The organism is Variovorax sp. GrIS 2.14, assembly GCF_046115955.1.
Taxonomy (GTDB): Bacteria; Pseudomonadota; Gammaproteobacteria; order Burkholderiales; family Burkholderiaceae_C; genus Variovorax.
Genome location: NZ_JBJXIA010000047.1, coordinates 1 through 9,920 on the forward strand (window position 1 = coordinate 1; position 9,920 = coordinate 9,920).

At 62.6% G+C, this 9,920-nt stretch carries 11 protein-coding genes and 1 tRNA gene; 6 read left to right on the forward strand and 6 right to left on the reverse strand.

Going from position 1 to position 9,920, the window contains the following annotated elements:
- Positions 1-623: 623 nt before the first annotated feature.
- Both RCH10_RS26410 and RCH10_RS26415 read right to left on the reverse strand, forming a co-directional pair.
- Positions 624-700 (reverse strand) — tRNA-Pro (locus RCH10_RS26410).
- Positions 701-754: 54 nt separating this feature from the next.
- Complete coding sequence (locus RCH10_RS26415; protein ID WP_409054680.1) at positions 755-1,486, reverse strand: glutathione binding-like protein; 732 nt, start codon at positions 1,484-1,486, stop codon at positions 755-757.
- A 10-nt stretch (positions 1,487-1,496) separates the two neighbouring features.
- Between RCH10_RS26415 and RCH10_RS26420 the strand changes: the two genes are divergently transcribed.
- Positions 1,497-1,958: a hypothetical protein gene (locus RCH10_RS26420; RefSeq protein WP_409054681.1), complete on the forward strand. Its 462-nt coding sequence runs from the start codon at positions 1,497-1,499 to the stop codon at positions 1,956-1,958.
- On the opposite strand, the gene RCH10_RS26425 is transcribed toward RCH10_RS26420, so the two are convergent.
- Together RCH10_RS26425 and trhA are read right to left on the reverse strand one after the other, a co-directional pair.
- A complete protein-coding gene (locus RCH10_RS26425; protein ID WP_409054682.1) occupies positions 1,907-2,323 on the reverse strand; it encodes a hypothetical protein in 417 nt (138 codons plus the stop codon). The two genes, RCH10_RS26420 and RCH10_RS26425, sit on opposite strands and share 52 nt — an antisense overlap.
- Before the next feature lie 41 nt (positions 2,324-2,364).
- Complete coding sequence (gene trhA, locus RCH10_RS26430) at positions 2,365-3,009, reverse strand: PAQR family membrane homeostasis protein TrhA (protein WP_409054683.1); 645 nt, start codon at positions 3,007-3,009, stop codon at positions 2,365-2,367.
- Between the two features lie 84 nt (positions 3,010-3,093).
- Between trhA and RCH10_RS26435 the strand changes: the two genes are divergently transcribed.
- Complete coding sequence (locus RCH10_RS26435) at positions 3,094-3,318, forward strand: hypothetical protein (protein WP_409054684.1); 225 nt, start codon at positions 3,094-3,096, stop codon at positions 3,316-3,318.
- Positions 3,319-3,347: 29 nt separating this feature from the next.
- Here the strand turns inward: RCH10_RS26435 and ppk2 are convergent, their stop codons facing one another.
- Positions 3,348-4,286 (reverse strand): polyphosphate kinase 2, encoded by a 939-nt coding sequence (ppk2, locus tag RCH10_RS26440; RefSeq protein ID WP_409054685.1) that lies wholly within the window; start codon positions 4,284-4,286, stop codon positions 3,348-3,350.
- 110 nt (positions 4,287-4,396) lie between these two features.
- Here ppk2 and RCH10_RS26445 point away from each other — a divergent pair, with 110 nt between their 5' ends.
- The 3 genes from RCH10_RS26445 (at position 4,397) to RCH10_RS26455 (ending at position 8,002) form a co-directional block, all read left to right on the forward strand.
- Positions 4,397-5,287 (forward strand): GNAT family N-acetyltransferase, encoded by an 891-nt coding sequence (locus tag RCH10_RS26445; protein WP_409054686.1) that lies wholly within the window; start codon positions 4,397-4,399, stop codon positions 5,285-5,287.
- Positions 5,288-5,366: 79 nt separating this feature from the next.
- On the forward strand, positions 5,367-7,502 hold the full coding sequence (gene ppk1, locus RCH10_RS26450) for a polyphosphate kinase 1 (protein WP_323499533.1): 2,136 nt from the start codon (positions 5,367-5,369) through the stop codon (positions 7,500-7,502).
- A gap of 38 nt (positions 7,503-7,540) precedes the next feature.
- Complete coding sequence (locus tag RCH10_RS26455; protein ID WP_187051673.1) at positions 7,541-8,002, forward strand: histidine phosphatase family protein; 462 nt, start codon at positions 7,541-7,543, stop codon at positions 8,000-8,002.
- 31 nt (positions 8,003-8,033) lie between these two features.
- Here the strand turns inward: RCH10_RS26455 and RCH10_RS26460 are convergent, their stop codons facing one another.
- Positions 8,034-9,563, reverse strand: coding sequence for an exopolyphosphatase (locus tag RCH10_RS26460; RefSeq protein WP_409054687.1), 1,530 nt, complete (start codon positions 9,561-9,563; stop codon positions 8,034-8,036).
- A gap of 142 nt (positions 9,564-9,705) precedes the next feature.
- On the opposite strand from RCH10_RS26460, the gene RCH10_RS26465 reads away from it, so the two are divergent.
- Positions 9,706-9,920: substrate-binding domain-containing protein (locus RCH10_RS26465; protein WP_409054688.1), on the forward strand; the 215-nt coding region annotated here is incomplete at its 3' end.

Here is a 9,920-nt window from a genome sequence, read left to right on the forward strand (position 1 = left end):
AAACGCGTCAGCGCCGATGATAGTGCGGGTTCCCGTGTGAAAGTAGGTCATTGTCAGGCTCTTACAGCCTAAAAAAGCCCAACCGAAAGGTTGGGTTTTTTTTTGTTCCGCGCTTTAGTTGATTTGAGAATGTCGGCTATCGAAGAGTCTTGAGACTGATGTCGAATACATGCTGCGACACACTCCAACTCAATAGAAGTCTTCACTTGATGAACCGGGGCAGTTCGCTCTGAACGATCAGGTGCGCGCCGCGCGCGCCCGAACGACTCACGATATGGATAGATCGTGCACCCGATGCCTCCGCAGCTGATGATTCGTGGGCACGAAGTCTTCCAGACTCACCGCCGAGAACAGACTCTCGTTGTAGCTGTCACTGCCTCGTATCATCGCTCCGCAATCTTCTCAATATCGCAATTGTCGGGAAAATCTCGAGGTTCTTCGACAGCCTGTTAGGTGCACCGATGGGCGTGCTGTCGATAGCTTGCCGCCGAAAACGGTCGCCGCACGCTTGTGGCTCTCGACGATGCGCCGGTGTACGTTACGGCCACGCGACGATGCGGCATGCCAGCCATAAAACGAAAAAGCCGGTAGCGATTTGCATCACTACCGGCTATTCGTTTCTTTGGTCGGGGCGAAAGGATTCGAACCTTCGACCCTCTGGTCCCAAACCAGATGCGCTACCAGGCTGCGCTACACCCCGACAAGCCCTCTATTCTAGCTCGGCTTTGCGCGTTAATCCGTAATCGCATGGATTTCATCGCTTGGCGTACTGCATGCTGCCAAAAAGAACCTGACGCGACTTGTCATCGGTGATGGGTTTGCGCAGATCGGCCATGACCTTCACGCCACGCTGCACTGCCGGCCGTGCAGCAACAGCATCAAACCATTTCTTAAGGTGCGGGTAGTCAGTGAGCGTGATGCCCTGGTTCTCCCAGCTGCGCAGCCAGGGGAAAATCGCGATGTCGGCAATCGAATAATGCTTTCCCGCGATGAACGTCGACCGGGCCAGCTGGCGGTCGATGACGCCGTACAACCGCTTCGCTTCATTGGTGTAACGATCAATGGCATAGGCAACCTTCTCGGGCGCGTACAGCCGAAAGTGATGCGCCTGGCCGAGCATCGGGCCGACGCCGCCCATCTGGAACATCAGCCATTGCAGCACGTCGTAACGAGCGCGGTCGCCGGTCGGCATGAACTTTCCGGTCTTGCCGGCGAGGTACACCAGAATGGCACCGGATTCGAACAGCGAGATCGGCTTGCCATCCGGTCCATCGGGGTCGGTGATGGCCGGGATTTTGTTGTTGGGGCTGATCTGCAAAAACTCGGGCGCGAACTGATCGCCAGAGCCGATGTTCACCGGGTGCGCCACGTAAGGCAGGCGGCACTCTTCCAGCATGATGTGCACTTTGTGGCCGTTGGGCGTGGGCCAGGTGTAGACGTCGATGGGTGATGGCCGGAGTGTCGTGGCTGTATTGGGCGTGGGCATGACGCGCACTATGCCACCGCCCGTCCATTTCCACGCCGCAGCCCAGGAGCCAGCTCGTTTCAGGCTCGGCACCGGCGAACAGGAACACATGGCGCGCCGCGCACTCGTACTGGTCGCCGCTGCGCGCGTTGCGCCAAGTGGCGCCGTTCAGCCCGGGGACGGGCTCGCCGTGCAGGCTAACCAGTTCCATATGTGGGTGCAGCTCGATGTTGAGCGCGGGTTCGATGCGGTCGATCAGATAGCGCGACATGCTAGCCGCCAGCGACGGCCCACGCACCAACATGTTGAACTTGGCAGCGTGCTGCGACAAAAACACCGCAGCCCGGCCGTCCGAGTTGCCGCCGCCTTCGAACTCTTTCAGCCGCGGCACGTCGGGCAGGCGGTCGCGTGCGCCGCTGGCGATAACCACGATGCGTGCATTCAGCAGGCGTCCGTCGTCGATTTGGATGGCGAGCTGGCCCTGCGGCCCTGAGCGCGAACAGTCATCGACACGACCTTGGCCGGGATCAGCATTTCGGCGCCGAACTTTTGCGCCCGCACGTAGGCGCGGCCGGTCAATGCGCCGCCGGAGATGTCATTCGGAAAGCCCAGGTAGTTCTCGATCCGCGCGCTGGCGCTGGCTTGGCTGTGGTGCGGGTCGCCGTTCCGGCCGAGGAAGTTCTCCAGCCGCCGCACATCGGTCGAATCGGTCGGGCCGATCAGGACGGGGCCGCTGCCGCCCGCCTCCATCGACACAATGCCCCGCATGATCAGCGCACGCAACACACGCTCGCCGAGATCGGCCTCCACGATGATGAGCGCCCGCAGCTTTTCGGGCGGCACCATCAGCACTTTCACGTGTGCCTCTGCGTGGCCATCGACCAGCGCTGCCCCACGCGTCAGAGCATCAGCCGCGTCACGGTGAAGTAGTGCGTCATCGTGCCGCCGAGAACGAAAAGGTGCCACACGCCATGGGCGTGGGCCCAACCAGGCCGATTGAGATAGAAGACCGTGCCAGCGGTGTACACGGCCGCGCCTGCCAGCAATCCGATAAGTGCGAGCCTGTCCAGTCGGGCGGCGAGCGGCGCTGCAGTGAGCACGCAAAGCCATCCCATAGCGATGTAGATGCGCAGCGAGGGTTCGGGCGTTTTCGCCGTGTCTGCGGGCCGCAGTTCGCGCAAGATGCCGTAGCCAGCGAAAGACCAGATCGCGCTTAGCAATGCCGCTGCCCAGGCGACCGGCAACGAAACCAACACGAAAGGCGTACAGGTGCCTGCGATCAGCAGGTAGATCGCGCAGTGGTCCGCACGCTCCCATCGTGTACGCGCCAAGCCTTGCGCAGAGTGGAACATGGCGGAGGTGGCATACAACGCCACGGCACAGGCCGCGAACACCACGGCACCGATGATCTTGGAGGGCTCGCCCGTGGTGATCGCACGTGGAAGCAGCACTGTCGCCCCGCCGATTACAAGCGCCAGTCCGAGCAAATGCGAGTAGCCGTTGAAGCGCTCGCCGCGACAAATAAAAAGGCGTTGCGTTGTCATAAATCTGTCATGTCAGCGCGTCCAGAATCAGGGAATCTCTCCATCTCTTAAACCCTTATGAATGCCATCAAGACTGCCCGAAAAATGATCAGTGCCAATCCCGCGAGCGACTCCGCGCGGACGTTGGCACAACTGGTGCTAGCCCTCGAATCTGAAGGCAGTTTCAGCGTGACCGATTTGTACAAGCTCGATCTGGCGACCTTCGAGCTCGCCATCGACATCCTCAAGGAATGGCGCATCGACCGCTACTACGTCGGCAAGGCCAAGCTGTTCGATCTGTCGATGCAGGTGACAACGCTGCCCAACTGAGGCCTGTGATCGGTCGCCGTTTCGATGCGTCAATAACGCTCGGGCACCATCATGGCGGCCGACACGGGCTGGCGTGAATACTCCGGATTCCTTACGCGTGCTGGCAGCGCGACTGGCGCATGCTGCACCTCGTGGTACGGCAACTGCGTCAGCAAGTGCGAGATGCAGTTGAGCCGGGCCTTCTTTTTGTCGACCGCCTGTACGACCCACCACGGCGCTTCCGGAATGTGCGTGCGTTCCAGCATTACTTCTTTCACGTGGGTGTATTCCTCCCAACGTCGCCGGCTTTCGAGGTCCATCGGACTCAGCTTCCATTGCTTGAGCGGATCATGGATGCGGCCGAGAAATCGCATGTGCTGCTCATCGTCGGTGATCGAAAACCAGTACTTGATCAGCGTGATGCCTGAGCGCACCAGCATGCGCTCAAAGTCGGGCACCGAGCGAAAGAACTCTTCGTACTCGGCGTCGCTGCAAAAGCCCATCACGCGTTCGACGCCGGCACGGTTGTACCAGCTGCGGTCGAACAGAACCATCTCGCCGGCCGCTGGCAAGTGCGCTACGTAGCGCTGAAAGTACCACTGCGTGCGCTCGCGATCATTGGGCGCGGGCAGGGCGGCGACGCGTGCCACGCGCGGGTTGAGCCGTTGGGTGATGCGCTTGATGACGCCGCCCTTGCCGGCCGCGTCGCGGCCTTCGAACAAGATGACGACTTTCTGCTTGCTGTGCTGGACCCAGTCCTGCAGCTTGACCAGCTCGCCCTGCAGCCGGAACAGCTCTTGGAAATACAGTTGGCGTGCCGCCTTGTCTGTGCTGACGAGTTCCCCCGCTTCATCGACACTGCGGTCCTCGAGTTCGAGCTCGAGTTCTTCGTCGTAGCTGTCGACCAGATCGCGCGCGATGCGCCGCATCAGGTCTTCGTGGTCGGGCGCGCCGGTGGGCGCGTTGGGTTGTGAGCTGGGTACGGGCATGGTGCAGATGCTCCTGCCGCGATATGACGTTGGCATGACACCTGGCGTGTTCACGGTTCTGCCACGGCGCAGACACTGTTTTTTCATACGGGCGCGCCAGACTTCGCGCCATGAACGAACTGCCGAACCCGACGTTTCCTTTCTCGCGCCTGACGCTGCGCGAGGCCATCTGGCCGGTGTCGGCCCAACCGCCGGCGCGCACTCCGCGACTGCCAGAGTCTTCTGGCAGCACGGCGGTATCGCAAGGCATCTCCGTGCAATGGGCGCGGCATCAGGACGAAGTGCGCGAAGCCCAGCGACTTCGCTACCAGGTCTTCGCCGGCGAGATGGGTGCGCGCCTCAGCACATCACTGGCCGGCCACGACATCGACCTGTTCGACGACTTCTGCGAGCACCTGCTGGTTCGCGATGTTGCGACGCATCAGGTCGTCGGCACCTACCGCGTGTTGACGCCGGCGCAGGCACAGCGCGTTGGCGGCACGTACAGCGACACCGAATTCGACCTCACTAGACTGCGTGCGCTGCGCTCGCGGATGGTTGAGTTGGGCCGCAGTTGCGTTCACGCGGACCATCGGCAAGGCGGTGTGATCCTCGCGCTGTGGGGTGCGCTCGCGGCCTTCATGCAGCGCAACAAGCTCGACACCATGATCGGCTGCGCAAGCATTCCGATGCAGCACGACGGGATTCCAGGCGGCCATGCCGCGGCTAGCATCTGGCGTCAATTGTCTGCGAGCCACATGGCCGACATTCGCCATCAGGTGCAGCCGCGCCTGCCATTGCCGGTCGACCGGCTCGACACCACGCTCGACGTCGAGGCGCCGGCGCTGATTCGCGGTTACCTCCGGCTCGGTGCCAAGCTGCTCGGTGCCCCCGCCTGGGATCCAGACTTCAACGCGGCTGATCTGCCGATGCTGATGCGCATCGAGGACATGCCGGCACGTTATCGGCGGCATTTTCTCGGACACCCTTTACGTCATGTGGCTGTCACGCAAATGTCATAGACGACATACACACTGGAACGGTCACGCGCACCACCGCGCCCTTCGAGCCTTCCGCGCTCTATGTTCCAGAATCGTGTCCATGTCATTTCATTCCGCCGACAAGGCCGTCGCCGCCCCGACGCCGGCACCAAAGCAAATCGTGTTGCTCGACCGCGACCACGCCATCCTGGCATTCAACGAGCGCGTACTCGACTGGGCGCTGCGCCCCGATGTGCCATTGATAGAGCGGCTGCGTTATCTATGCATCGTGTCGGCCAATCTCGACGAGTTCTTCGAAGTGCGAGTTGCGCCGCACCTGATCGCCAGCGGCGCGGGCGACAGCAAGGGCGTTTACTCGGTTGAATCGTTCGACGCACTGGCCGTCGCCGCGCACACGCTGGTCAGCAAGCAATACGCGCTGTACAACAACGAGTTGATGCCGACGTTTGCCACGCACGGAATCCACATCATTTCGCACGGCGACCGCAATCCGTTGCAGCGCAAATGGGTGCACGACTACTTCGAGCGCGAAGTACGGCCGTTGTTGATCCCGGTCGGGCTCGATCCGGCCCATCCGTTTCCGCAGGTGGCCAACAAGTCGCTCAACTTCATCGTGCAACTGGGCGGCAAAGACGCCTTCGGCCGCGAGAACCCGATCCAGATCGTCAAGGTGCCGCGCGTGTTGCCGCGGCTCATTCGCATGCCGGGCAAGGTGTCGGACGGCAAGACGCTGTTCGTGGCCTTATCGAGCGTGGTTCGGGCGCATCTGTCGAGCATGTTCGCCGGCCGTGTCGTCGGCGACTTTTCGCAGTTTCGCGTGACGCGGCATTCGGATCTGGCGGTCGATGAAGAAGATGTCAAGAACCTGCGCACTGCGCTGAGGCAAGGCTTGCAGCATCGCCACTACGGGCAAGCCGTTCGGCTCGAAGTGTCGGCCAGCTGTGCGGAATCGCTGTCGAGCTTTTTGCTGGCGCAGTTCGGGCTGCCGCCGCAGGCGCTCTATCGCGTGCACGGCCCTGTCAATCTGGCGCGGTTGACGCAACTCATCGACCTGCTCGACGAGCCGCAGCTTCGCTTTCCACCCTACAAGGCGTCGTACCCGGTCACGTTATCGCCTGGCCAATCTTTCTTCGAACGGCTGCAGCGCGGTGATGCCTTGATCCACCAGCCTTTCGAGAGCTTCGACGGCGTGTTGGCGTTTTTGCGCGAAGCCGTGCAAGACCCGCAGGTGCTGGCGATCAAACAGACCATCTACCGAACCGGCACCAACTCCGAGCTGATGGACCTGCTGCGCGAGGCGGTGCGGCGCGGCAAGGAAGTGACCGTGGTGGTCGAGCTCAAGGCGCGCTTCGACGAAGAGGCCAACATCAACTGGGCCGAGATGCTGGAGTCGATCGGTGCGCAGGTGGTGTATGGCGTCGTCGGACTCAAGACGCACGCCAAGATGCTGCTGGTCACCCGGCGTGAGGGCAAGCAGATGCGTCGCTATGGCCATTTGTCGACCGGCAACTACAACCCGCTCACCGCGAAGCTCTACACCGACATCAGCCATCTGACGGCCGACCCGCTGCTCACGGCGGATATGGAAGCGGTGTTCGTGCACATGGCGAGCCAGAGCAAGCTGCCCAAGCTCAACCGCATGTGGCTGGCACCGTTCGACCTGCACAAGAATCTCGTGGCGCAGATCGAGCTGCTGGCCATCGCCGCGGCCAAGGGCGAGCCGACCCGCATCGTCGCCAAGATGAACGCGCTGACCGACGAGGCGCTCATTGCCGCGTTGGTGACGGCGGGGCAGGCGGGCGTGAAGATCGACCTGATCGTGCGTGGTGCATGTACGTTGCCGGCGCAAGTGCCAGGCCTCACTGAAAACATTCGCGTGCGCTCGGTGATCGGCCGGTTTCTCGAGCATTCGCGCGTTTTTTATTTCCGCAACGGCGAAGACGAATCGCTCTACCTGTCGAGCGCCGACTGGATGAACCGCAACATGATGCGACGCATCGAGCTGGCGTGGCCCGTCACCGATCCTGGCTTGCGGCAGCGACTGATCGACGAGTGCCTTGTCGCCTACCTGCACGACGGTCGCGACGCCTGGGACCTGGGTCCGGATGGTGCCTACGTTCGCATCCATCACGACACGCACGCGGCGGAAGAGGGCGGCTCGCGCACCATCGAAGCGCACGGCGCGCAGGCCGCACTGATGAACCGCTACGCATCGCGTGGCCTGCAAAAAATTTAACGGCGCTGCCACGATAAAACCCTGAAAGCCGATCCACCATGGACCTGATTTTCTGGCGCCACGCCGAAGCCGACGACTGGACCGAGGGCTGCGACGACCTGCAGCGCTCCCTCACCTCGCGTGGCGAAAAGCAGGCCAAGCGCATGGCGTCCTGGCTCGACCGACAACTGCCTGAAGGCACGCGCATCGTGAGCAGTCCGGCGCGGCGCTGCGAGCAGACCGTATTGGCGATTGGACGCAAATACAAGCTGCGCGACGAGCTCGCACCCGACACCACGCCCGATGCCGTGCTGGCCTCTGCAGGCTGGCCCAACGGCAAGTCGGTGGTGCTGATGGTCGGCCATCAGCCGTCGCTCGGTCAGGCTATCGCGCAACTTCTGGGGCTGCAACAAGACAGCTGCCCGGTGCGCAAGGGTGCGGTCTGGTGGATTCGCACGCGAGAGCGCGATGGCGATGTGCAGACGGTTGTGGTGACCGTTCAGTCACCCGAGCTGCTCTAGTCCGGTCTGCGCAATTCGACCGGCCGGCAGTTCAGCAGCCGGCGAGATCGACCCGCCAGTTGGTCTTTTGCCAGGCCAGCACTTCTTCGCGCAGCAGATGCGCGGACTGTGGATAGACCTCGGACCAGTTCCCCTGACACGCCACGACGAAGAAGCGCCCGCCGGCGACCGTGATGCGCAGCGCCTTCGGGTCGGGATCGCGCCGCGCATGGCACAGAATCAAAGCCAGCCGCAAGCTCAGTAGTTGCATGACGAAGACGTCGTCGTCGAGGGCGACTTCGAGCTTGCGCAGCTTGCCGCGCTGACCGAGCACCAGCAGCCCCAGCGCATGCATCTCGTTGACCGCAAAGCCGGGCGCGTCGCAATGGTCGAGGATGTAGGCGCCGTGCTTGTGATAGTCGCTGTGGGAGATCTGCGTGCCGATTTCGTGCAGCTGAGCGGCCCAGCCGAGCTTGCGCAGTGCGCGGCCAGCGCGGCTTGTCGTGCTTCCGGCCGGATTCGCCGATCGCGCTGCAGGTTCGAGCTGGACGAACAGCGCTGCCGCGGTCTCGCCGACGCGCCTGGCCTGCGCCGCATCGACGTTGAACCGGCTTGCCAGCCTTGCCACGGTTTCGGTACGCAGGTCGGCCACGCTTTCGTCGCGCTCCAGCAGTTCGTACATGACGCCGTGCCGCAGTGCACCTTGGGCGACCTTCATCTCGTCGATGTCGAGCAGGTCGAACACGGCCCGCAGCACGCTGACGCCGCCGCCGATGACCGCCTTGCGGTCGTCGCGCATGCCGTCGATGCGCAGCTTGTCGGCGCTGCCGGCTTTGAGCAGGCGGTCGAGCAACCAATCGAGCCCGTCTTGGGTGATTAGGCCGGGCTCGGCACCCGAGGCAGCCAGCACGTCGCCGACCGCGCCGATGGTGCCGGAGGCGCCATAGGCTACGTCCCACTGGTCGCGCGTGTAGCTGGCAAGCGCATCGTCGAGGACCGCCTTGGCGGCGACTTCTGCAGCGCGAAACGCGGCCTGGGTGAACTGACCCTCGGCGAAGTGCTTCATCGACCAGGCGACGCTGCCGACGCGGTAGGACTCCATCACCGTCGCTTCGAGCGCATGGCCGAGGATCATTTCGGTCGAGCGCCCGCCGATATCGACTACCAAACGACGTTCCAGATCGGAAGCGTCGGTGTGCGGCAGCATGTGCGCCACGCCTTGATAGATCAGCCGCGCTTCTTCGCGGCCGGGAATGACATCGATGCCGAAGCCGAGGATGGTGCGGGCGCGCAGCAAGAACTCGTCGCGGTTGCGAGCCTCGCGCAGTGTCTGAGTCGCGACAGCGCGCACTTGTGAGCGCTTGAATCCAGCCAACCGCTCGCCGAAGCGGGCCAGGGCGTCCCAGCCGCGTTGCATCGCTTCTGGCGTCAGGTTGCGGGCGCTGTCAAGGCCATTGCCTTGGCGCACGGTCTCTTTCAAATATTCGGTGCGATGAATCTGGCCGTGATCGAGCTGTCCGATTTCGAGCCGGAAGCTGTTGGAGCCGAGATCAACGGCGGCGAGGCGAGTTCCGTTTTGCATGTTTGGCATCTGGCAGCGATGGTAAGCGGCGCGCGTGACGTCACCGTGACGTCATTTGACTGTCACATCAATGTCATATTGCCTTTCTAAAGTCCGCACCAACCCGATTCGGGATGTGCAAACCACAGCCAAAGGAAGATTCATGAAAGTCACCTTCAATTTCGCAGCCGGCATCGCCGCTGCTGCCGCATTCGCAGCATCCCCCGCTTTCGCCCAGAACGTCACCGGCGCAGGCGCGAGCTTCCCGGCACCGCTGTATGCGAAGTGGGCCGGCGACTTCAACAAGGCGACCGGCACGCAGGTCAATTACCAATCTGTCGGTTCCGGTGCCGGCATCAAGCAGATCGAAGCCAAGAC